General features: G+C 55.9%; 17 protein-coding genes and 3 pseudogenes. 9 read left to right on the top strand and 11 right to left on the bottom strand.

Annotated elements, in window-relative coordinates:
* The first annotated feature begins 68 nt into the window (after window positions 1-68).
* The gene (locus tag P3T24_RS29720; RefSeq protein WP_429410706.1) at window positions 69-689 is read left to right on the top strand and encodes a nucleoside/nucleotide kinase family protein; all 621 of its coding nucleotides are present in this window, start codon (window positions 69-71) and stop codon (window positions 687-689) included.
* A 46-nt stretch (window positions 690-735) separates the two neighbouring features.
* Complete coding sequence (locus P3T24_RS29715; RefSeq protein WP_429440219.1) at window positions 736-1716, top strand: hypothetical protein; 981 nt, start codon at window positions 736-738, stop codon at window positions 1714-1716.
* A 1462-nt stretch (window positions 1717-3178) separates the two neighbouring features.
* Here the strand turns inward: P3T24_RS29715 and P3T24_RS29710 are convergent.
* The 7 genes and pseudogenes from P3T24_RS29710 to P3T24_RS29680 all read right to left on the bottom strand — a co-directional run bounded on the left by P3T24_RS29710 (window position 3179) and on the right by P3T24_RS29680 (window position 12735).
* Window positions 3179-4555: a c-type cytochrome gene (locus tag P3T24_RS29710; RefSeq protein ID WP_429440218.1), complete on the bottom strand. Its 1377-nt coding sequence runs from the start codon at window positions 4553-4555 to the stop codon at window positions 3179-3181.
* A gap of 9 nt (window positions 4556-4564) precedes the next feature.
* Window positions 4565-6346: a GMC family oxidoreductase gene (locus P3T24_RS29705; protein WP_429440216.1), complete on the bottom strand. Its 1782-nt coding sequence runs from the start codon at window positions 6344-6346 to the stop codon at window positions 4565-4567.
* Between the two features lies 1 nt (window position 6347).
* Window positions 6348-7085, bottom strand: a complete 738-nt coding sequence (locus P3T24_RS29700) for a gluconate 2-dehydrogenase subunit 3 family protein (RefSeq protein ID WP_074267480.1) — start codon at window positions 7083-7085, stop codon at window positions 6348-6350.
* A 79-nt stretch (window positions 7086-7164) separates the two neighbouring features.
* Window positions 7165-7772: pseudogene (locus P3T24_RS29695) on the bottom strand (IS5 family transposase); the annotation flags it as partial.
* 64 nt (window positions 7773-7836) lie between these two features.
* Entirely contained in the window at window positions 7837-9120 is a 1284-nt protein-coding gene (locus P3T24_RS29690; RefSeq protein WP_083611620.1) for an alpha/beta hydrolase, read from the bottom strand.
* Between the two features lie 74 nt (window positions 9121-9194).
* Entirely contained in the window at window positions 9195-10508 is a 1314-nt protein-coding gene (locus P3T24_RS29685; protein ID WP_429440214.1) for a c-type cytochrome, read from the bottom strand.
* A 40-nt stretch (window positions 10509-10548) separates the two neighbouring features.
* On the bottom strand, window positions 10549-12735 hold the full coding sequence (locus P3T24_RS29680) for a molybdopterin cofactor-binding domain-containing protein (RefSeq protein WP_429440212.1): 2187 nt from the start codon (window positions 12733-12735) through the stop codon (window positions 10549-10551).
* Between the two features lie 492 nt (window positions 12736-13227).
* Between P3T24_RS29680 and P3T24_RS29675 the strand changes: the two genes are divergently transcribed.
* Complete coding sequence (locus P3T24_RS29675; RefSeq protein ID WP_074267483.1) at window positions 13228-13692, top strand: (2Fe-2S)-binding protein; 465 nt, start codon at window positions 13228-13230, stop codon at window positions 13690-13692.
* Between the two features lie 151 nt (window positions 13693-13843).
* On the opposite strand, the gene P3T24_RS29670 is transcribed toward P3T24_RS29675, so the two are convergent.
* Both P3T24_RS29670 and P3T24_RS29665 read right to left on the bottom strand, forming a co-directional pair.
* A complete protein-coding gene (locus tag P3T24_RS29670; RefSeq protein ID WP_074267484.1) occupies window positions 13844-14161 on the bottom strand; it encodes a hypothetical protein in 318 nt (105 codons plus the stop codon).
* 63 nt (window positions 14162-14224) lie between these two features.
* Complete coding sequence (locus P3T24_RS29665) at window positions 14225-14500, bottom strand: hypothetical protein (RefSeq protein ID WP_429440211.1); 276 nt, start codon at window positions 14498-14500, stop codon at window positions 14225-14227.
* Window positions 14501-14661: 161 nt separating this feature from the next.
* Here P3T24_RS29665 and P3T24_RS29660 point away from each other — a divergent pair, with 161 nt between their 5' ends.
* The 5 genes and pseudogenes from P3T24_RS29660 to P3T24_RS29640 all read left to right on the top strand — a co-directional run.
* Window positions 14662-15438 (top strand): fumarylacetoacetate hydrolase family protein, encoded by a 777-nt coding sequence (locus P3T24_RS29660; protein ID WP_253190080.1) that lies wholly within the window; start codon window positions 14662-14664, stop codon window positions 15436-15438.
* 108 nt (window positions 15439-15546) lie between these two features.
* On the top strand, window positions 15547-16011 hold the full coding sequence (locus tag P3T24_RS29655; RefSeq protein ID WP_217272835.1) for a cupin domain-containing protein: 465 nt from the start codon (window positions 15547-15549) through the stop codon (window positions 16009-16011).
* 91 nt (window positions 16012-16102) lie between these two features.
* Window positions 16103-17401 carry an MFS transporter gene (locus tag P3T24_RS29650; RefSeq protein ID WP_074267488.1) on the top strand — a complete coding sequence of 433 codons (1299 nt, stop codon included), beginning with the start codon at window positions 16103-16105 and terminating at the stop codon, window positions 17399-17401.
* Window positions 17402-17681: 280 nt separating this feature from the next.
* Window positions 17682-18737, top strand: a complete 1056-nt coding sequence (locus P3T24_RS29645) for a porin (RefSeq protein WP_074267489.1) — start codon at window positions 17682-17684, stop codon at window positions 18735-18737.
* A 196-nt stretch (window positions 18738-18933) separates the two neighbouring features.
* Window positions 18934-19218 (top strand): annotated as a pseudogene (locus P3T24_RS29640) (IS5 family transposase); the annotation flags it as partial.
* A 223-nt stretch (window positions 19219-19441) separates the two neighbouring features.
* Here the strand turns inward: P3T24_RS29640 and P3T24_RS29635 are convergent.
* Entirely contained in the window at window positions 19442-19774 is a 333-nt protein-coding gene (locus tag P3T24_RS29635) for an antibiotic biosynthesis monooxygenase family protein (protein ID WP_074296386.1), read from the bottom strand.
* 662 nt (window positions 19775-20436) lie between these two features.
* Here P3T24_RS29635 and P3T24_RS29630 point away from each other — a divergent pair.
* Window positions 20437-21150: a GntR family transcriptional regulator gene (locus tag P3T24_RS29630; protein ID WP_074267492.1), complete on the top strand. Its 714-nt coding sequence runs from the start codon at window positions 20437-20439 to the stop codon at window positions 21148-21150.
* Between the two features lie 156 nt (window positions 21151-21306).
* On the opposite strand, the pseudogene P3T24_RS29625 reads toward P3T24_RS29630, so the two are convergent.
* Window positions 21307-21466: pseudogene (locus tag P3T24_RS29625) on the bottom strand (IS3 family transposase); the annotation flags it as partial.
* Between the last annotated feature and the right edge of the window lie 1649 nt (window positions 21467-23115).

Genomic DNA, 23115 nt, shown 5'->3' with positions numbered 1-23115 from the left:
TGCATGGCATGCGGTATTTTGGGCCCGTTGACAGTATCTACCTGCCCGAATAACTCTGGATTGTATCGATGATCGAAAACCCCTTTCTCGCCCGGCTGGAGCAGCTTGTCGCCGATGGTCAGCGCCGTATCCTCGGCCTGGTGGGCGCGCCCGGAGCCGGCAAATCAACGCTGGCGGAGCAGATCCTTGAAGCGCTGCCTGGCCGGGCCGTGGTTGTGCCGATGGATGGTTTTCACCTTGCGAACGTCGAACTCGAACGGCTAGGGCGCGCGTCCCGCAAGGGCGCCGAAGATACCTTCGACAGTGCGGGTTACGTCGCGCTGCTGAGCCGTCTGCGGGCACCGCGCCATGGCGAGACGGTCTATGCGCCGGCTTTTCGGCGGGAGATCGAAGAGCCCATCGCCGGGGCCATTCCTGTCAGCCCCAACGTGCCGCTCGTTGTCACCGAGGGAAACTATCTGCTACTGGAGCGCGGGCACTGGAAGGCGGTTCGCCCACTTCTCGACGAGGCCTGGTATGTCGACGTCGATCCGGAGTTGCGCAGGCAACGGCTTGTCGATCGCCACATCAGGTTTGGTCGCGATGAAGACGCTGCTCGAAAGTGGGTCCAGCAGACCGACGAGCCCAATGCAGTATTGATCGATTCGACGCGAGATCGTGCCGACCTGGTGTTTCGGTGGCCGTCGTAGAAGGCCAGCGGAATCCGACTGCTAGCTAACCTGGAAAGACGGGACGATGGATTCAATGGAACGTTGGACGTTGAAATGGGCCCATGGCGAAGCGACTGCGCAGTCGCTTGGCGGAATGCTTGCTCCTGTGCGATTTGAACTGGGCGGGGGCCGCAGCGTTTCGCCGCTGTACGTGGCTCCATGGGGTGACGACGCTCGCTGGCCAGGTCTCCTGCGCGCATTGCGCGGCGAATGGCCGTGCCTGCCGTTTGGGACGGTTGCGGCACCACCCGGTCTGCCTCCAGGCTTCGAGACACGGAATGCCACTGACACGTGGAACCATGGATACGGCGCGAATCACATGTGGCGCCTTGTCGAGAAGACTGCAGACAGGCTCACGCTGCGGATTGATTACCCATCCGAGGAAGCAATCGAAAGCCTCGAGCGCACCATTGAAGTTGACCCTGAAGCGCCGGCGCTTATCGTCTCACTTACTGTCCACGCGCGTAGAGACGTCGTCTTGCCGTTCGCTCTCCACCCTACATTCGCCATACCGGACGAGGGAGTCGAGGTACTCGCATGTCCGTATCAAATGGTTCACAGCTACCCGGTCTCGCCGGAGTCGGGCATTTCGCGGAGCTTGCCGAACCACGCCTTCGCTTCTCTGAAAGAGATCGCGACAGCAACCGGCCCTATGGACGTGACGCGATTGCCACTGCTGGACAAGACCGAGGAGCTGTTACAGATCGCAGGGTGTCGGCCGCCGTTTGTCTTGCGATATTCCACTCAGCAGGCCGATGTCCTGCTCGACTGGAATCCCGAGGAACTTCCGGACGCGTTGCTCTGGATTAGCAATGGCGGACGTGCATACGAACCATGGTCCGGACGAAACGTTGCATTGGGCGTTGAACCGGCCCAAAGCTTTTTCGACCTTGGCCGTGTAGTGATGCCTCCGGCCGACCATCCGCTGGCGGGCCGAACGGGTCTCGCGTTTCGTGCCGGTGTGTCGCGCACGGTCAGCTACCGGCTGTCAGCGCGTTCGGTGTGAAAGCGCTCCGCGCATGCGGTCACTATCCCTTGAAGGGGTTGTGTGCTGGAGAAGGTGTCTATTGCCTTCACCCTGACAAATTAAGCAAAAGTTGATCAAAAATAAACCAAAAGTTGAACGTCAGATCGGGCACGCGGATCGGTGCAGCAGACGCTGAATAAATCAAAAGCCCGCAACTATTTGCAGAAATAAAGCAAAAGCTGAAATTGTTTGATTTTTTATGTAATGCATTGATTTTAAATATTATTTCTTGTCAATGAATTGCGGGGTGAAGCATATGTTGAGCGTTTCGTGGTCGTCACGTGCCTACGGTAACCGCCCAACAGATTATTAATCAAAATGTGGTGTACCCAAGAGGGTCCACAGAGCGGGTTGGATATTTCCGTAAAAGGCTGAAGGTAGGGAGCGGAGCGAGTCTCAAGCGCGGTCCGAGATTGGATAGAAACTTCTAAGGAAAAGCTGTCGAATCGCTTTTTCTTTGATGCAGATATTGGAGCACAACAAAGTCTGCAGCAAACGCTTCTGGATATTTCAGATACAGCAGAGCCTACTGCACGTCTCAAAACTGTGTTGCCATGCAGCATCAGCAGGAGTAATCGGTTCGCGAGCAGTCAGTTGGAGCGTATTTCGATCGCTGTAGTGCCTCTTGCGCATACCTTAAATTGGGGGGCGCGAGACAAATTTACCGACAGCACCACCGCCCCGCTTAGCAGTCCCTCAAGTCGGCGTGTCACCGATAGCAGATTCGTCATAAGAAAGGGCGTCCGACTCCTGCGCTGACTCGAACTAGTTTGCGGCGGCCCCAGTACCCGTGCGCCGTCTTCCCGCGGCGCCCGAATTCCCTCCGAGTTAGGCCTCGTCTTCGTGCAGAGATTTTGCGCAGGCGAATCAGTTTCTCGGTCAAGTAGGAATCCCCGCGCCTGAAAGCTAGTTTTCTTGCCGTTATGCCCTGTCGGTTGGACATCTGTTCGACGCTCTACGCCAGCTTCGCAGAAATTGCCGAGGAGCACTATTCGACACAACGCCATAAGATACGGACCTTGTTGAGCACTTTGGCGACGGATGTTCCGTTCGATCTAGATGCTTGTGTTGGTGTCGTTCCGGCTCCGCTTACGTCCGTCGATGGTGGCGATGAGGAGGCGCGCCGTGTCGTCACCAGATATCAGTTGCGTGATTCCGACCTTTAACGATCGCGTCCATAACCATGAGCCGTAAGCTCGGTGCTAGGACAGGAAGGCGCGTTGGTAGAAGCGATCCTTGTGCATGATGGCAGACGAACCATAAGCGGCTCGGGAACCCGTCTTGACGGGTTGCGCTAATCGACGATCACAGTGGCATCGAACTGATGCATATGTTCGGCAAAGGACAGATGAAACATGCTCGAGCTTATCATCCGCCCGTCGCCGATCGATTCTACGAACTCGCAACGTAAGCAATACTTTGCATATCGATTCGACTCTACTCATCGAGTCTTACTGCGACAAATCCCGTTGATGAGATGTGTCTGAAGATCCGTGGCCGGCGCCTTCTCGGGAAGGCTCTTGCGCACGGCGGCCACCATTTCCGATGTAACGGCAGGTGCCGTGTTCCCCCAGCTACTACGCACAAACGTCAACACATCCGCCAGATCCTGATCGCTTAGCCGATCAGCGAAGCCAGGCATCGCATAGTGCGTCGGCGCGGATGCCGTCCAAGGCATCTGGGCCCCGGACAACACGATACGAATCAGCGACGACGGATCTTTCGTGTTGACCGTGGTGCTCAACGCCAGTCGCGGGAAAGTCCCATTCCAACCGTTGCCAGTAGTCCGGTGGCAGGCTGCGCAATTATTCAGGAACTGGATCGCGCCGTTACTGCTGGCGCTCCCGTCGTGGAACATCTTCTCCGTGGCGCTATCGTACGTGAGCGACGTCTGGTCCGGATGCGCCGGTCCCAACGTTTTCAGATACGTGGCGATCGACATGAGATCGCTGTCCATCATGAATTGGGTACTGTCCTGTACGACCTCGGCCATGCCGCCAAAGGCAGCGGAGTGCTCGTTACGGCCACTCTTCAGGAACGCGACAATATCCCCCTCGCTCCAATTGCCGAGGCCGTCCTTCACGTCTCCGCGCAGATTCTCTGCGAGATAACCGTCGATCACCGTACCTGACAGGAACGTCGATCCATCGTCGCTCAGCGATGCTTCCTGCATCGTCACCTTACGGGGCGTGTGACACGCGGAGCAATGCGCCAGACCTTCCACCAGATACCGGCCACGGAGCACCGGATCAGTAGCGCTTACAGGTGTGTCGTCAGTTACCACGTCTGGTGCATACAGCTTACGCCAGACCGACAGCGGCCATCGCATTGACATCGGCCACATGATGTCCGTGGTCTTGTTCGCCTGCGAGACCGGTTGCACGCCGTGCATAAAGTACGCATAGAGCGCCTTGATGTTTGATGGCTTGACCTTCGCATACGACGGATAAGGCATCGCCGGATACAGTGTCTCGCCATTCTTCGCTATCCCGTGGCGAACCGCTCGATCAAAGTCGTCAAGGGTGTAACTGCCAATCCCGGTGTCTTTGTCGGGCGTGATGTTCGACGACCAGATCGTGCCGATCGATATGCTCATCGGCAGGCCACCAGCGAACGGCTTTCCATCCTTCGCGGTATGGCAGGCGACACAGTCACCGATTTGCGCGAGGTAGGCCCCCTGCCTTATCAATTGGGTCATATCCGCGCTAGTTGCATCCTGCGCGCGCACAGTCGTGGATAATGCCGCTAGTCCAAGCGCGAGCGATGACATGACAACCGACGCCAGCGCCGGCAGCACGCGCTTCGTATATTTAGTCATCGTGCGTGCCTAAGCCTGCACCAGCGGGCCGGGGTTCTTCAGGTACTGTTCGCGGATCGCTTTCACGGAACGGTAAGCGATTGCCGTTACCAGCCCTGTCGGGTTGTACCCCATGTTCTGCGGAAACAGACAGGCGCCCATCACGAAAACGTTCGACACCCCCCAGGTTTGGCCATACGTGTTGACCACGCTGTCCTTCGGATTGGTACCCATGATGGCGCCGCCAGTCAGGTGTGTGCTTTGATACTCGCGCACATCGAAATGCTTTCCCTTCTTGCGGATGCCACGAACTACCCTGTCACCGCCCATCACATTGGCCAGCTTTTCCATCTGGTCGCCCATGAAACCCAGCATGTCATACTCGTTGTCATGCCAATCGAACGTCATGCGCAGCAATGGCTTACCGAACTTGTCGCGATAGGTCGGATCCAGATCGAGATAAGCGTCCTTGTAAGACATGACCGAGCCAGCGATCGCGATATTCATATACCGCTGATATGCATCCTGGACACCCTCTTTCCAACCCGAGCCCCATGACGGCGTCCCCGGTACCGTCGGGGCCTGGCCGATCGGTCGGCCGCCCGAGCTCAAACTTCGAATGCTCGCCCCCCCTATGAAGCCGAGCGGCCCGTGGTCGAACTGGTCGCCATTGAAGTCGTCCAGGCCGACAGCGCCTGCGCCCGCGGCCGCGAAGCGATTAAAATGTGTGCCCTTGGGCATCAGGATGCCAATGCTTCCGTTCATCTGGTAGGCGAAGTTTTTGCCGACCACACCTTCACCCGTCAACGGGTTATACGGCTTACCAATGCCGGACAACAGCAGCAGACGCACGTTGTGCATCTGAAAGGCTGTCAGGATGACCATGTCCGCCGGTTGCTCGACCTCACGCCCCTGCCGGTCGACATATGTCACCCCGGTTGCCTTCGTGCCCGTGGAGTCCATATTGACCTTGATCACCTGCGATTCGGTCCGAAGCTCGAAGTTCTCACGCTTGAGCAGAACCGGCATGATCGTCGTCTGTGGCGATGCCTTCGAATACATGTAGCAGCCATAGCCATCGCAGAAACCACAAAAGTTACACGGTCCGATGCGTACACCATAGGGGTTCGTGTATGGCGCGGACGCATTCGCTGCCGGTGCCGAGTACGGATGCAGACCCACTTCCCGTGCGGCTTTTTCAAACAACATGCCGCTATATTGCTTTTGCAGCGGCGCTGTCGGGAATTCGTTGGTTCGTGGACCCTCCAGCGGATTACCTTCTTCGGCGCCAGTTAGCTTGCCATTGATATTGCCGGCCCTACCCGAAACAGCCATGACTTTTTCCGAAAAGTCATAGAACGGCTCGAGATCCTTGTAAGTCACGCCATGATCTTGCAGCAACATATTGTCGGGAATGAATTTCTTGCCATAGCGCTCGGTATAGCGCGTGCGCATCTCGAGTTCTTCCGGCAGGTTGCGGTACATCATGCCGTTCCAGTGAAAGCCGGCACCGCCGACACCATTTCCCAGCAGAAATGCGCCATGCTGACGATACGGCACCGCTGTCCTCGTCATATCGTGACGAATGGTCACCGTTTCGTCGGCAAGGTGCTGCAATAGCTCGCCGCGTGTGGAGTACTTCAGTTCGTCCGCGACCTTCGGATATTCCGCGTCCGTCGGTGTATCGCGGAACTCCCCGCGCTCGAGCGCCAGCACGTTAAGGCCGGCCGCCGTCAACTCGATTCCCATGATTGCCCCGGTCCATCCAAAGCCGATCAGGACGACGTCTACCTTGTCTTTTCGGATTGCCATGTTATCCCCGCATTCCCGAGATCGAGACCGGGCCGTACGGATAGTTCACGTTTGGCTTGTCGATCCAGTCTATGAAATCCGCACGGGCACCCGGGAATCCGATCATTTTCCAACCGCCCATGTTCTTGTTGCCACCGTAAATCGGATCGGCCAGATAAGCTTCCTTGGTGTTTGCCAACAGATATGAAAAGAAGGTCCTGGAGGGAAGAGATTCGAATTGCGGCGTGCCGGCGTCGAGTGCTTTCAGGACTTCGACTTGAAGACCCTTCGACAAATCGACAAACACCTTGTCATGATGCTTCACGCAGTACGTGTTGGTCTCGGCAACACCGTGGCGATAAATCTGGCGCGGGTTCAGGTTCATCTGGTAGCCCATGTCAGGGCTTTCATCCGGATGAAACGGTCCCTGCATATACCAGAGCTTGCCGTGCCCGTAAGGCGTTTCCATCTGGCGGTCAATGAAGACCGGTACGTCACACTCAAGCGCGCCGGCACCAAATTTATCCGATGGAATGAGGTGATCGACAGCCGCTTCAATGAACGTGTATTCCTCTTTCGTGAAATAGGTTGGTTCGTAGAGTCCGAGACTGGTAGCGCCCAGTTCATTGGCACTCCCCGTCTGTGGGGGTTTGGAACAGGCCGTTTGTGTTAGTGCGACGCCTGTGGCCAGGCCGGATGCCGGTACGATTGCGAACATCTGTCGCAAGAATCGTCTGCGCGGTTCTTTTTCTTGAGACATTATGATTCTCCGAAGAGATTGAGCATGTGATCGAGGGGGGCGCAATGAGGTGTTCTGGTAATCTGGCTAAGAGTTGCCAACAAAACTGATCAACCAACCTTGAGCAGACGACATCACAAGCCAGATTGAGCAACGCGACATGAGTATCGAGAGCCCGTTCGAAACGGATGCACAGTTTGCCGAAACCGGCAAACCAGGCATGTGTGCGTTCGACCACCCAGCGATGACGGCCGAGCCTTTCGCTGCTCTCGATACCACGACGCGCAATGCGTGCCGTGATGCCTCGTTGTTGCAGTGATTCCCGGCAGAGCGCATAGTCGTATCCCTGGTCAGCATGGACCTTGTCCGGCCGCCGCCGTGGTCGCTCAGGCACGTCCGACACGGGCGGTATTGCATCGAGTACAGCTTCGAACACCGTCGAGTCGTGCCGGTTGGCGCCTGTGACCACCGGGGCCAGCGGGATACCGTGGGCGTCTACTGCAATATGCCGCTTGCTGCCTAGCTTGCTCCGGTCGGTCGTGTTCGGCCCGGTCGGCTCGCCCTATAAATGCTCACACGACTCCAGTCAATCGCGTCATATCCACGCAGGCGCACAAGGAACGCCCGATGCGGGTCTGCCCACACGCCGTTGTCCTGCCATTCACGCGGTCGACGCCAACACGTCATGCCACTGCCGAAACGCATCTCCGCTAGTGGCAAGTGGTGGCTCCATAGTTTGATCAGTTTTGAATCACGAGACGCGCGAAATGGATCATTGCCCAACGATCAAACGCGCCCGTATCCACGGTCGGATAACCTTGTCGAAGATAGCTTTATGCGTCCAACTGCCAGAGTCTCCCATGTGTCGGCCTTCTGGGTTGACCCATGCGTCCTTTGGTGTCCCGGTCTGCAGTAGCTCGATTAGATCGGTGAACGGCGTTTGGCTGTCCTGTACACCACCGATCAGAAGCATAGGTGACGTCGGCTGTCCCAGGAGTCCGGCTGCCTTCAGCGACATCGACGGCATATAGTTCAAGAGCGCTTCTACCGAGGGTTGCCCAAGAACATATAAGCGTGATGCAACGAAATCAAACAGGTATTCCTTCGTGTGCAGAGAGTTATCTTGCCATGCACGCTGAAAATAACTGTCCACCGGACCACTCTGATACACCGCACCTTTTAGACGATTCGCCTCAACAAATGCGAGCCGCGCGGACCAATAACTGCCCCAACTTGTGCCGCGTACGACGATGCGGCTACCGTCGACGTCGGTTCGCGTGAGTAGATAGTCGATCAGACGTGAATAGACCCTCTCGGCTCCCGGGCGGGCCATAGGTGCATCGCCAGTGCCGGGCATGTCGACTGCGACGTCGGCAATGCCGTCCTGAAGGAATCCGCGCCCCTGGTCAGCGACGGAGTCCTTCCATTCATCCATGCCGCCGAGGTCAAGGACAATCGGTGGCTTTGTGACACCGGGCGGTTTTTGCAGATAGGCAACGATCTGCTTGCCTTCGAATGGAATGCTGATCGTTTCGATCGGTGGATTGAGAAGCCGCCCATAGTTGGCGAAAGCTTCCTGTGCTTTTGCATACGACTGCGCTTTGCCTGGCGAATTAGGGGAGGGCCAACGACCGAACGAATAGTTGAGCCATGCTGCCCGATAGTCATCACGTGCGGCGCCAGAGTCTGTCGGTTCCTCCGATTTTGCACGCAGTTCGTATTGATCGCCAATCGCCATCCAGGCCGAAGCCCATTCGTCGCGATCGAGGGAGTGGATATGCGAGAGCGCTTCGCGAACATCATCTGGCTTGAGTCCAGTCAAAGGATAGGCACCTCGATCCGCACGCGCCTGCGTTTCGGCGGCAAGCTCAGGCCAGGAACGCGTTTGCCATTTGTCCTGTGACTCTTGAGCCACGGCGTTATGCGACAGTGCTAGAGCGGTCAACACCACGATTAATGTGCCGCCTCCATGTACGCGACGATGTTTTCTGTTGCTATCGTTCCGCAAAGTCTGCCGCGTCTTCGAAGAAAAAGTGTGATCGACAGGGTGGCGCATGATTCCCTCTTTGGTCGTCAAGAAAGTAGATCTAGTTGTATTTGATGCTTGCTCAAAAAATGTGTATCCACCTATCACTTGCCGCTCGTACTGGCTCTCACCTTCGCAACATCCTGTGCTTTGATTTCTGGAGCGCGGTTATTCCAGCCGCTTCGTACAAAACTCAACACGTCGGCGATATCCTGGTTCGTGAGGCCTAGCCTGAACCTGGGCATGGGATAGGCCGCGGGCACGCCGCCGACTACAAGATTCGCGGCGCCATTGATCGTCACGTTAATAAGCGACAATGGATTAGTGCCCAACACATCCGGGTTTCCTGCTAGGGGAGCGATGAAGGGTGCACGTCCTCGGCCATCAACCCCGTGGCAGTTGGCACAATAGGTCAAGTAGACGTGTGCGCCGTTCGGTAACGGCGTTCCTGCGACCAAGGTGGAGGTTATCTGACCGTCGTATCGATACGGCTCTCTCTCGTTGACGTCACCCGCGTGTGACGGAACCAACGAACGGAGATACCGTGCTATCGCGATTTGGTCTTCGTCGGACAAATACTGAGTACTATTGTTGACGACATCCGTCATTGGACCATACGCGGAAGCATGAACGTTCGCTCCAGTTTTCAGAAACATGTGCAGATCATTTTCCGTCCATCTACCGAGTCCCGCATTGTTATCACCGGTCAGATTCGATGCAAACCATCCGTCGAGAGATGCGCCGGAAAGGAAAGTCTGACTCTTCTCGTCGAGCGCTAGTTCTTGCATCGCCATGCCTCGCGGCGTATGACAAGCGCCGCAATGCGCGAGGCCCTGAACAAGATAAGCACCCCGGTTCCAGATGGGGTCTTTGTTCGGCTTTGCCCGATAGACCGTATCGTCAAGAAAAAAGAGGTTCCACAGCTTGAGTGGCCAGCGCATATCAAACGGCCAAGGAATATCCGATTGTCGATTGCGCTGTTTTATGGGTTTCACACCCTTCATAAAATAGGCATACAGCGCGTCCACATCCTCATCGCTGATCTTGGAAAAGGATGGATACGGCATTGCCGGATACAAGTTATGATCTCGAGCGACTCCGTGTCGTAACGCACGCTCGAAATCGTCCCGCGTGTATCGGCCGATTCCCGTGTCGGGGTCGGGCGTGATATTGGTCGTGTAGATCGTGCCGACGGGCATTTGCATGGGCAGCCCGCCGACAAAATCCGCACCGCCTCGAACCGTGTGGCATGCTGCGCAATCGCCGATTTTTGCCAGATAGCCGCCCCGAGCGACCAAACGATCCGCAGGCGTAGCCGCCCGGCTTGGTAGACTTGCCGTTAGCACCATCGCCAGGATTGACGCAAGCGCGAACCATCTACGTATGCGCGTCGGGTTGCTTGAGATTGCAGTCTTCATCGATGAATTTCGCTTCGAAAGGAAGCCAGGAGAGCAGCGTCTACACCAGCTTTTGGCCGGCAAGCGGCAACAGTCGAATACGCTTACCGGTTGCGGCGAAAATCGCATTAACGACGGCAGGTGCGACGGGTGGCGTACCCGGCTCGCCAACACCTCCCCAGCGATCAATGTACTTGTTGCCACTTGGGATGAGATAGGTTTCGACCGCGGGCATCTCGCTGATCCGAAGCGCCGGATAGTCGTGGAAGTTAGACTGCTGTACCTCGCCATTTTTGATCGTTACCTGACCCCAAAGCACAGCACTAAGCGCATATGCGACGGCGCCCTGTAGTTGCTTTTTGACGATGCTTGGGTTCACGACATATCCGCAATCAAGCGCACATACGACGCGATGTACTTTCACCTGTCCTTCGTCATCGATCGATAGGTCGACGACGTGAGCGCAGACTGAGTCGTAGCATTCGACGAGTGCCATTCCCTGGTATGTGCCGGCTTTAGTGTGCCCCCACTGAGCGCGAGTCGCTACCTCATCCACAACGGCAAGCGAGCGCGGGCTATGCGCGAGTAACTCACGCCGGAAAGCGTAGGGATCCTGGCCACTTGCATGCGCCATCTCATCAACGAATGACTCTCTAAAAAATCCGTTCTGACTATGATTGACACCTCGCCAAAAGCCCACTGGGATCGGCAACTGCCGCATTGCGTAGCCGACTTCAAAATTGGGGATGTGGTAGCTCATGTCACCCGGTAGAAATGCCCCCATCATGTCGAAGTCCTGTCCATGCCTCAGCCGAGAGGGCATAAGGTTGGCCAGAATAGACGTACACGACAGCCGCACTTTCCATGCGAGAAGTTTCCCATTCCTGTCGAATCCTGCTACATGTCGGGCAATGGACATGGGGCGGTAGTAGTCATGCCTGACATCTTCTTCCCGGGTCCATAGCATTTTCACCGGTTTACCTACAGCCCTGGCAATCAAGACTGCCTGTTGAGCCCAATCTTGAGATACTCCGCGGCGCCCGAATCCGCCGCCAAGATGGCATTTGTGAATCTTGACGCGGGACGGATCAATCTTGAGTGTGTGTGCTACGACTTGCAGCGTCCCATCGCCATTCTGGGTAGGCGCCCAAACTTCGGCGAATTCGGGAGTTACGTGAGCAGTGCAGGTTTGGGGCTCCATCGTGGTGTGTGCGAGATATGGAACCTCATAATCGGCGTGTATTACATTGGTAGCATTTGCGAGGACTTCGTCCACGTTGCCGATCCTTTGGGCAACTGCAGGATGCGGATCGTCAAGACCCTTCAGGAAAATCTCACGGATGGATTCGTTGGATAGCGCCGCAGCAGGGCCAGCGTCCCATCGGACCAACAGCGTATCAAGCGCATGGTGGGCCTGCCACCACGAGTCGGCGACTATGGCGACGGCTGTATCCCCAACCGGCACCACATGACGTACGCCAGGCATGACCAACGTCTTTGACGCGTCGAAATCTTTGAGTCGTCCGCCGAGAGTTGGGCATGCGGTAACCGTTGCGTAAAGCATGTCGGGAAGACGCACGTCGGTCGCGAAGATCGGTTTCGCCAATACTTTGTCTTCGAGGTCCAGCCGTTTCACCGGTGTCCCGATCAGTCGCCATAGGTTCGGGTCTTTTAGCGTCACTTCTTGTGGAACAGGACGCCGCGCTGCGTTTTCCGCGAGTTCCCCGTAGGTCAATGAACGCCCACTAGCAGCGTGAGTTACGACACTGTCGCGTGCCGTGCACTCCAACGCGCTGACTTTCCAACGCGCCGCGGCTTCGTCCACTAACATATGACGCGCCTGAGCACCCGCCTTACGCAGATAGAGGTGAGACATACGGATGGACGCGCTTGATGCAGTCATCATGTCGCCCCATGCGTGACCATCCGCAAGGTTTGCTTCGGGCAACACATATTCGGCCGTCACATGACTCCAGTCACAGTCGAGTTCTTCAGCTACCAGCATCGGTAACGCCGTGAAATTCCCTTGACCCATCTCCGATCGCGCAACACGAATCGTCGTGGTCTCACCGTCTATCACAACCCAGATCCCTACCTCTGAGCCAGGGGCATTTGTGAGCAATGGCGATTGCACCACCCCTGTACTCTCCGCGAGCGAAGGCAAGCCTGTAAGGACAAGACCGCCAACCGCAGCACTGATTCCAAAGATAAAGCCCCGCCGCGAAATGCCTTCGCCCTTGTTGTTCATATCGGTCCCTTTGCCGGCGTCCCTCATGTCGCTGCACAACTTCGCCACTCTGCCCGGCCGCCATTCGAACTCCATCAAGTTCCCCCGCGCAATGTGCCAATCATATATCAAATTTTGTTTTATTGAAAAATATATATTATTTGCCTAAGATTGCTGTAAATGCGACGCGCGCGGTAGCTCTGATGTTCCGCTGGTCATGAGAGAAGGACTCCGCCCACAAGGAGCTTTGCGCCCTGCCGTTCTGGTCCGCTTGGCTCGCAACACCGTTCAGTTGCGGTTTGTAGGCGCATGAAACGAAGTCGCAGTCGCAGGTTCCTTGCGACGAGTCGGATGGATGGGCTAAGGAGAAGGAGCAGGCTACGTCTTAGCCTGAATGAGTGCTTGACTGATCGACTGTTCGCAAACCGTGTTTGCGCATCGTCGGTTCCACGGGTTTGAAGCTGAGCATTCAACCATCCCGTCGTTTTCACCAGATAGCGTGGCAAAAATTTTATGCACAAGCTTAGGATCAACGGACGAACACAACCGGTAACGGCCTCGCCTGAAACCCCGGTTCTTTGGGTGCTTCGTGACGAGCTCGACATGACGGGAACGCGTTTTGGCTGCGGACTTGGGTTATGCGGAGCTTGCACCATACATCTGAACGGAGAGGCAGTTCGTTCCTGCTGCATTCCCGTTTCGGCAGTTGAGGACAACGAGATCACAACGGTGGAGGCGATGGGCGCGAGCGTTATCGGCAGGGAAATTCAGAAGGCATGGCTCGAGCATGAAGTACCGCAATGCGGATACTGCCAGTCGGGACAAATGATGAGCGCGATGGCATTGCTAATGAAAAACACCCGACCTTCTGATCAGGATATCGACCATGCGATGAACGGCAACATTTGTCGGTGTGGAACCTACATTCAGATTCGAGAGGCTATTCACGCAGCCGCGGCCGCACTGCGCAAATCCTAGCTAGCCTCTCAGGGGCGCTCCATCGGATTGAGCGCGATTTTTGTCGATGAGGCAGAGAGGTGGTGTCAAGTTGTCGAACGGCACGCCCTTGGCACGCCGCGCTTGAGGATGCCTATTTAATGAGCCAATTGCCCCAGCATCGGCGCTCCCGTCAAGCTTTCCTTCGCCTCGAAGACCTCGCCTCGGAGCGTCTGCTTTTGCTTTGCGTCGGTGTGGTAATGGCAATGCAATGCCGAAAGAGGTTGGTGACCTGATCATGCACCGAAGCGAAAACGTTGCTGGCGACGCGTTGATCTGAAGCGGGATCAACACCCGCGATGTGCGCCCGTGCTTCCTGAGCAGCTCGCGCATAAGGCGCCTGGCCGAGTTGGTCGCTCCACCTCGGCATCAGCACGTCGAACATGGCGCCATGCAGGTCCACCGTGCGCCACAACCGGTGCCTCCTGACATTGATCGTGACGACTTCCATCCAGGTGCCACTTCGTCTCCTCGTGTCGGTGCGGCGGGCCGGATACGTCGAGCAATGTCCAGGTCAAACTTTACCGACCGACTTCGCTTGGTCTCGTACATGGGTGGGATGCCGCGCGGCCAGCAGTTCTTCGACCATGTGCAGGCTCGGCAGCAAGCGGTAGTACGGCCGCACCGCGCGGCTGATCGTATCAGGCGGAAACCGGATGTGCTTCATGTCGGCGATTGTCGCCGCATGGTCTGGCATCAAGGTGACCGTTTTCCGACATGCAGGCAATGTGCCGACCAAAAAAATATATGATTTGTTGAAAAGATATGTATCATAGCTAAATAGGTTCAAATTTTACTTTTACAGAGATATCAATGCGACTCCTTACTTTTGCGACCACCGGAGACCAGGCGAGCCGCGTCGGAGCACTACGAGACGCCGACAGGCGCGTGGTCGACATCGGAAGGTCGGCCGCTGAATTGGGTCTCGAGACGCCTTTCGACTCGAGGGACATGATTTCGGTCATCTCAGCGGGTCAACCAGGATTGGATGTGATCCGGACTATTGTCAACCATGCCTCGACGGATTTTTTGCTTGCCGACGTGCAGGTGAACGCGCCTATTCCACGGCCTCGTAAGAACATCTTTTGTGTCGGCTGGAACTACCAGGATCATTTCGAGGAAGGCGCAAAGATCCGTCCGCACGTGAAAGAAATGCCTGCGTTTCCGACATTTTTTACCAAGGCTCCGACAACGGTGATTGGGCCGTTTGACCCGATACCCTTCTTCGGCGGTTTGTCGGCCCAGTTGGACTGGGAAGTCGAGCTCGCTGTAGTCGTTGGTCGCGCGGGCCGCGACATCCCGGAAGCTAACGCGATGGAGTATGTCTTCGGCTATACGGTACTCAATGACGTGACGTGGCGCGACGTTCAACGTCGGCATGGGCAGCAATGGTTCAAGGGAAAGAGCATCGATGGAACCTGCCCCATGGGCCCCTGGATTACCAGCGCAGATGAGATCGATCCTGAGAGTCTCGATCTCTCCAGTCGAGTGAACGGTGAGAGCAAGCAGACGTCGAACACACGTCACATGTACTTCAAGATTCCGAGGATCATTGCGGAGCTATCTCATGGACTTACGCTTGAACCGGGCGATGTGATTGCTACCGGTACGCCACCGGGCGTGGGACATGCCCGTACGCCTCCGGAATTTATGAAGCCTGGAGATGTTCTGGAAACAGAGGTTGCGGGGCTGGGGCTGTTGCGTAATCTCATCGCCACCGCCGCTTGACGGTCCACGATCTGGTCGCCCACAACACGTGTGCCCCATCGTCGTTGCAGTCGCGAATGTGAAAATCACCTTACCTAATATACGAGAAGAGCAGCTATGACACTCTCTGTGCGCCGCGTTGTGACCGGTCACGATGCCAACGGAAAAGCAGTTGTCGCCATCGACGAGCTTGTGAAAAATGTCGCTTCGTTGCGCGAAGGGGCACAGGCTACCGTCATCTGGACTACCGAAGGCTTCCCGATCGATAACAACGACGACTTCGACGGTGCCAAACGCAAGGTAGCAACCAGTCATTCCAACGGTACGGTGTTCCGCGTCATCGAATATGCACCGGGTGTCAAACCGCGAAACCATCGTACGGACTCGATCGACTACGCCGTGGTGATATCTGGAGAGATCGATATGGATGTGGATGGCGTCGAGGTTCACCTGAAGGCCGGCGATGTGCTGGTTCAACGCGGCACGATTCACGATTGGATAAACCGGGGTACCGAGCCGTGCGTGATCGCTTTTGTACTGATTGATGCCGAGCCGTACAGCGTCGGCGCGAAATCGCTCAATGCCATTGGATGACAGCATGATCCTGTGACTCTTGGCGCCGCTCGCGGCGTGCAAAGTCAGCGCGTGCTTGCGCACGCGATTATAAGAAGCAGTGGAGGAGACAGTGAATCTTTTAGCGCGTGCAGGGTTCGGCGATGAATCAGAGTGGCGACTATATAACAAGATAGCCAGCCGGTTACTGCCATTCATGATCCTGCTATACGTGATCTCGTTTCTGGATCGGGTCAACATCGGTTTTGCAAAACTGCGTATGGCCTCCGACATTGGACTAAGCGATGCTGCCTACGGTTTTGGCGCTGGCGTTTTCTTTGTCGCTTACTGTATCTGTGAAATCCCGAGTAATCTTATTCTCGCGCGTGTGGGCGCGCGAATATGGATTGCACGAATCATGCTCCTCTGGGGGCTGGTGTCCGCAGGCATGATGTTCGTTACATCGCCAGTGGAATTTTATGTGATGCGAGTGTTGCTTGGCGTTGCGGAGGCAGGCTTTTTCCCAGGGATCATTCTGTACCTGACATATTGGTTTCCCACTCGTCAGCGCTCTCAGGCGATCAGTTATTTTCTCCTGGGCATCGCACTCGCTGGCGTAATCGGAGGTCCTTTCTCCGGATGGTTGATGCAGACATTAGACAGACAGGGTGGCCTGCATGGCTGGCAATGGTTGTTTCTGATCGAGGGAATCCCAGCTGTCATGGCTGGCATCGCAACGATTTTCTTTCTTGATGACGGTCCGGCGAAAGCGCGATGGCTGACGGCTAACGAACGAGAACGTGTCATCGACACGCTAGTTCAGGAGCGCGCTGCGCGGGATGCTCTTGGCATGGGCCACAAACTTGGGCACGCCTTTAGGGATCTAGATGTTTGGGCTCTGGCTTGCGTGAATTTTACTCAGATCGGCGGCATCTACGGACTTGCTTTCTGGTTGCCGCAAATTATTCGCGAACTCGGAGTTGCCAGCTTGCTCCACACAGGTCTGATAACTGCCATCCCATTCGGTTTCGCGGCGTTGACGATGATCTTTGTCGGCCGGCATTCAGACCGCGTAAACGAGCGACGATGGCACGTAGCCTGCACGGCCATAATCGGATCGAGTGGCCTCCTGCTCAGCGGCGCGTTTGCACATATTCCGGTGCTGTCGCTGATCGGTCTGACGCTTGCTGCGGCTGGCTTGATCAGCGCGAATGCGGTGCTGTTCGTCGTGCCTGGGAGCATCCTGTCGGGCACGGCTGCCGCCGCCGGTATCGGCATGATTTCGATGATAGGAAATGCGGGTGGATACGTTTTCCCTTTTGGCATTGGCTGGCTGCGCGAGATAAGCGGGCGGCCAGAGTATGGGTTATTTCTGCTCGCAATCGCGTCCTTCATGGGCGCCCTTGTCATGCTTCGAATCCGGAAAGCCTGATTCTTCCGAACAGGTTGGGGAGGTGCTCCTGCTGGCGCCGGCAGCCTGCACCTGAGCTACAGGCGTACGTTCGCCGGCCAGGCAGCATAGCGGCGTAAAGCGTTACGAAAATGACGTTGTTCTTACCCGTATCAAGCGACCGCCATACCAGATCGGCATGAACTTAACCGGCGCAGCGACTTGCCCGAATGAAGTGTTGAGTGCAATGAAAAAAATATAAATTTAATAAATTAATAGTACTAACTATGCAGGAGACAGGGTGAGATCATCTTTTCGCTCGATGTGGAAGTGTGTTGTGGTCAATGCGATTCTTGTGCCAATTGGTGTCGCGCACGCGCAAAGTAGCGTCACGCTCTATGGCATGCTCGACGCAGGGTTCCTGTATGCAAACAGGACCCCAGGTTCGACAGGGAAAAATGCCGGCCCTACGTTCGCGATTGATAATGGAGGCCTCGGTCCTTCGGTTTTCGGACTGAGAGGGAGCGAGGATCTTGGTGGCGGCATGAAGGCCGAATTTGATCTTGAAAGCGGGATCAGCACGGTCACTGGAGGCATTGTCAGTTCGAACGGCTATTTCCTGGGGCGCCAGGCATGGATCGGACTCGAGGGCAATTTCGGCAAAATCAGGCTCGGCGTACAACACTCGCCATTCTTTCAAGCCGCGGTCGATCTGGATCCACGGCACTCGACGTTTGGCAGCTCCATTTTGCCGTATGACAACAACGTCCGCTTTACAAGCATGATCAGCTCTAATGCTGTGTTGTACACCACCCCAAACCTGGCTGGCCTCACAGGCACTGTGATGTTTGCTCCGGGCGGCGTCGCCGGTGATTTTTCAGCGGGACGGCAGTGGTCGGGCGGCCTCAAATATGACAACGGCTCGTTCATGGTTGACGCCGCGATCTACGATAGCAATGCAGGTGGTGCGGTCACGCCTATTCCCACCGATATAGAATTCACGGGTCGCATGCTAGGCGTAGCGTACAGGTTTGGGGCACTGACCACCAAGGTGTCGTTCACCAATTACAAGGTGGCCGGTGCATTTAACTCGAACGTTTATGGTGGGGGAGTCGATTACTTTGCCCGATCGGATCTTGAATTGAACGGCGGCGTTTGGGTAACTAGTGACCGCAACGATACCGCCAATCACTCACTATTGGCAGCGGTGGGTACAACCTACTTCCTCTCGAGACGCACGTCCGTCTATTTGCAATTCGGACGTGTCGACAACCACGGAGCAATGGACACCGGCCTGTCGTTGACGTACAAAGATATTCTTACCGAAATACCGGGGACTACGTACGGTGTAAATATCGGGATGCGTCACTTTTTTTAGTGGCTCGGCGGCGGATGGGCGCCACTGCTGAACAATATCGGCTATGCGAACCTCACACGGTTCAGCGATACGAGTTACGTATGGTCGTATACGCCTGCTTTCGGCGTTAATGCAGAGGCGCAGGCCATCTCGGCCCTTACACCGGGATACCTGAAGCGGGTTGAACATTCTTGGCCAGACCTGGTAACCTGGCGGGATGCCAGGTCGCAAGCGATACCCAACGCATGTTTCGAATGAGAAATGGAGTTTTGTTGCTCCGTGCCCGACACAGATGAACGAAGACGCGCCGCCACGCCGATACGAATTGTGCGTGGTGTTCGACGCGCTGCGCTGGAGGGTGCGAGCCGGCGCGCAAATGCTGTCTATCAGCTTTGCGCCGTGGGAACGGGTCTATCAGAAGACGCAACGCTGGTTGACTGCCGACTGTTTCGAGGAGATGGTGAACGATCCGCACTCGGTGTTGCGCGTGGCGCAGGAGCAGTAGTGCGAACGCGGTGCGGTGACGGGGTGCACTTATCGCAGACTTACCACAGCGACAAATAAATGAGAACAAAGCTCGTCAGCTGGCCCCCGCGGACGACAACGAGTTTCGCCCCGGTCCGCTTCGCGCGTCCCCGAAGGGGCATTGGGCCTATTTCTGTAAGTCACTTCTACACGCTATGGCGACGAAGCTTCTCTCTACCCACGTTCGTGCGCCGATCGCCCTACGCCTCTCCGGCTGGGGGGGAATATGTTTCGACGACCTCGTACACTGCGGTCTCGAATTCCGTGAATGCTGCTGCCTGCTCAAAGTAGCTTAAAGGGGTGGGATTCTCACGCATCGCCCGATAGGCCTCAACACTTCGCCACTGCGCGTACATGGTGACCTTGTTGCCATCTATGCCCCGGTGAAGGCTTGATGAGATGAATCCGGGCTCCAGGCGCACGATCTGGGTTGCACGGTCAAGCAAATCGAGGAGTTCCTGTTGCCGGGACGGCTCGACGGTGAATACGTTGATCAACGTAATAAGCTGGTTATGTTTAGAGATTGTAGTCATGATCAGTTTTTCAACAGGCGATAGTGAACTCTCAACATGGGCCTACAGGCTTCGCTTTATCCGCTTTTTTCGCAAATGGAATGTTGGACTTGTTCGACCCGGTGCTCCTTACGTGGTCGATCAGCAGTCCCGATTCGCCTCTAACTCTTTCCTTCAATCTCCTCGTCAGGAACGGCCACTACAGGCGCCCTTGTTGGGAGAGCAGGAGGACGTAGGGGGAGTTTTATGCGACCTCCCTCGGGTTCGCCTGCGCCGGTGCCGTGTTCCTCGCAAACCATCGTTCGAACATGTCGAGCAAGTCACCGTTCAGAACCTGCACGAGAGTTTGAAGTAGCTGGCACGTACTACACCGTATCCAGCACATCTGCCGTTTCCTTACAACGCACTTGCTGACCAGGTAGCCCATGGGCGACTCGACGGAGGCGATGATCTTTAGTCTTCACGCTTTCGCCGTCAGCTACGCCGAACTAGCCCCCAGGTCGCAGTTTTCTGGTCCGAGCGACTCGGGACGATGGGGACCAACAGGCCGTCCGGTTTCTACATGGTTCTTGGAAACAGCTTGCGCCACAAAGTATATATATCTGACTTCACAAATCAATTTGTATATAAAGAGCTGCTGTGTAAAAATAGTCAGCTGACGCTCGCTGGGTTCTACGTTACATATGAAGGAAGTTGTCGAAAACCATCGCTCCAAAAATGCCGACGCCGAAGCTAGGACACCGGGAAGTCTCGGTCTGCAGACCGCCGCTGGAGCCATATATGAGCGGCTTCGCGTGGACATTATTTCCTGTGGACTGCCTCCCGGATTCAAGCTGCGCCTGAACGATATCAGCAAGCGATATGGCTGCGGCCCCATTCCTATCCGCGAGGCGCTTAGTCGACTGGCAGCCGAAGCGCTGGTGGTTTATTCAAATCAGAAGGGGTTCGCGGTAGCACCCGTCAGTACCAAAAGCCTTATGGATCTGGCGCAGGCGCGAGCCTGGACATCGGAAGTTGCCATGCGCGAAGCCGTGCTGCGGGGTGACGACGAATGGGAAGAGCGCGTCCTTCTCAGCTATCATCGACTTTCCAAAGTCCATCGGTATAGTTCAGAGAACCCTCGAGTCGTAAACCCGCTATATGACCGTCCCCACCGCGAATTTCACAAGGCGCTGTTTTCCGGATGTGGGTCAGAATGGATGATCGACGCGTGCATGCATCTTTTCGACCACGCCGAACGATACCGTAATTTGTCACGGCATGCCGTGGTATTGCCGCGCGAAAATGAACACAAGCTCATGGTGGACGCGGCGCTCGCGAGAAACGTTGAAGAGGCTGTTCGCCTTATCCAGCAACACGTTTTGCTGACGGCTCAAATCGTTCGCGAAAATAGCTAATCCATCGGCTGGCCGGTGTCTCGGTTGCTCCTGCCCAGGCAGAGCGTAACTTGTTGATTTGCAAGGAATCGTGACGCAGGACGGCTAAAATCCTGGAGTGGCTTACGCCGTGATTTCAAGACTCTCGCGGTATTCAAGTGGGCTGAGAGAACCGAGTTAGATCTCGATACACTTTGCGTCGTACTACTGGATAAGAGCCAACTACCTTCGATGAATTGATCAACGGTCGTAGCCGTCAGTCACGAGGATAGAACAGTTGCGTCTTGAGCAGACCAAAGAGACCTTCGCAGGCCGCATTATCGGGAGAGCATTCGTTCGATGACCTCATTTTCCGTCTGCGCGCAAGCAGGTTTTGATCGACATCTCGCAGGTCAAAGGTTTAGCGCATCATAAGGTTCGACGCTTGCGGCGAGATCGTAAGGTACGCCCAATTCTTCAAGCATGATGGACACCTTGTATCCACGATGACGCCGTCGAGTGGGTCGTAATTCGAAGCGTGCGCCTTGAGCACCTCGCGCAACACAGCCGCCTCCTTGGCCGCGACCGTCATGCCGTGGGTAAGACCCGGTACAACCTACACACCGACTCGCCGGGGGGAACAAGCCCGCGTGGGAAAGCGGTCAAGCGTTTGAAATGCCGACGGCGGCTTTCGGGGAAACTGTATCGCGAGAGTTCGCCTCGTCGCTTACCCCGGTTGATGAGATATTAAGTAGTGCTTGTCTGGAGGGCTTGCGTGAAGGCGACGAAAGCGTCGTCATTGGCTGGTGACCGGTCCGTCTCCAGACTCACAAGGAGTGCGAACCAGAGGCTGTCCTCGAGCAACACTGTGTAGCTGCAACGGCTATTCTCGGGCGCTTTAGCGAAGTTAACTGTCCCTCGCCAGTGTTAGCAGAACGGTATTCAACGAACAGACCAGCGCGGCTATTGGTCAGTACGTCGCAACCTTGACACAGATGTCGTTGGTGACGAGTTCCGCGGCCTTCAGAACGCTGTATCCAGGCAACGACATGCAGTTAGCGGCACAAAGCGTGAACGGTTTCATGTTCGGCCTTGGTGGATCACCGGGAGTGCTGCAGGCTACATTGACTTCGACCGACATTTCCGGACAGCCAGTCGGTAGCGTTGCCAATGATGTCATTGGCGGCGTTGGGCATACGCTTACGGGGGACACCTCCGCGACGTCCGCCGGCTCGATCCGCTACGCAATGGAGGTGACGACCACGACGCCAATGCTTGTGGTGAACCGAGGTTCGAGCGCGGGCTCGTCATCTCTGGCGCAACTGCAGCAGGATTTCGGCAGCACGATTGCGACGCTGAGCGATGTTTCGTATCTGAGCGGCATGAGCGTGAGCGCCCTCCTTTCGTCTACGCGGAAATCAACGGAGTTGTTTGTCCGGCCACCCCTATGGTGGTGGGCGCACATGGGGAGAGGGAAGTGTTCAGTTATACCAGCTATACCCGTCGCGCCATCATCCATCGGAATCGGTACGTGTTTTTGTCGATATCATCATATTGTTAGCTGGCAGTCCAATGCGAAATCCTCTTCTGGCGGCGGTCCCTCTTGGTACCGCAATCGGTTTGCGCTGCCACCATCGTCGTTCATAGATCTGACTTAAGGGGATCGGAATACAAGCCACACGGAGTCCTCACAAAATGGCTTATGCCATCTTTTACTGGGTGCTGTGCTGAAGAGAGCTGTCCTGGTAGGTCACCGCAAACGATAAGTTCATCAATGCACCAGACCTACCGGTAGTTCGTCTGACGGCTCGAAATCCCGCATGGGCGGCACGTCAGCTGTTCGTCTGAACATGACATACCTGTAACCGGTGAAGCAATCGATCAACCGCTTGTTACTCACTGAAGACAGCGCTATCGGCATCCAAACATCAAAGATTCGCTGCCATACGTTCTGCGCGAATTCTTGCAAACCGACGATGGGCATCTATAATTTTTGGACCGAGCAGA

This window comes from Paraburkholderia sp. GAS33 (assembly GCF_050436645.1).
Taxonomy (GTDB): domain Bacteria; phylum Pseudomonadota; class Gammaproteobacteria; order Burkholderiales; family Burkholderiaceae; genus Paraburkholderia; species Paraburkholderia phenazinium_B.
This window is presented reverse-complemented; position numbering and strand designations above follow the sequence as displayed.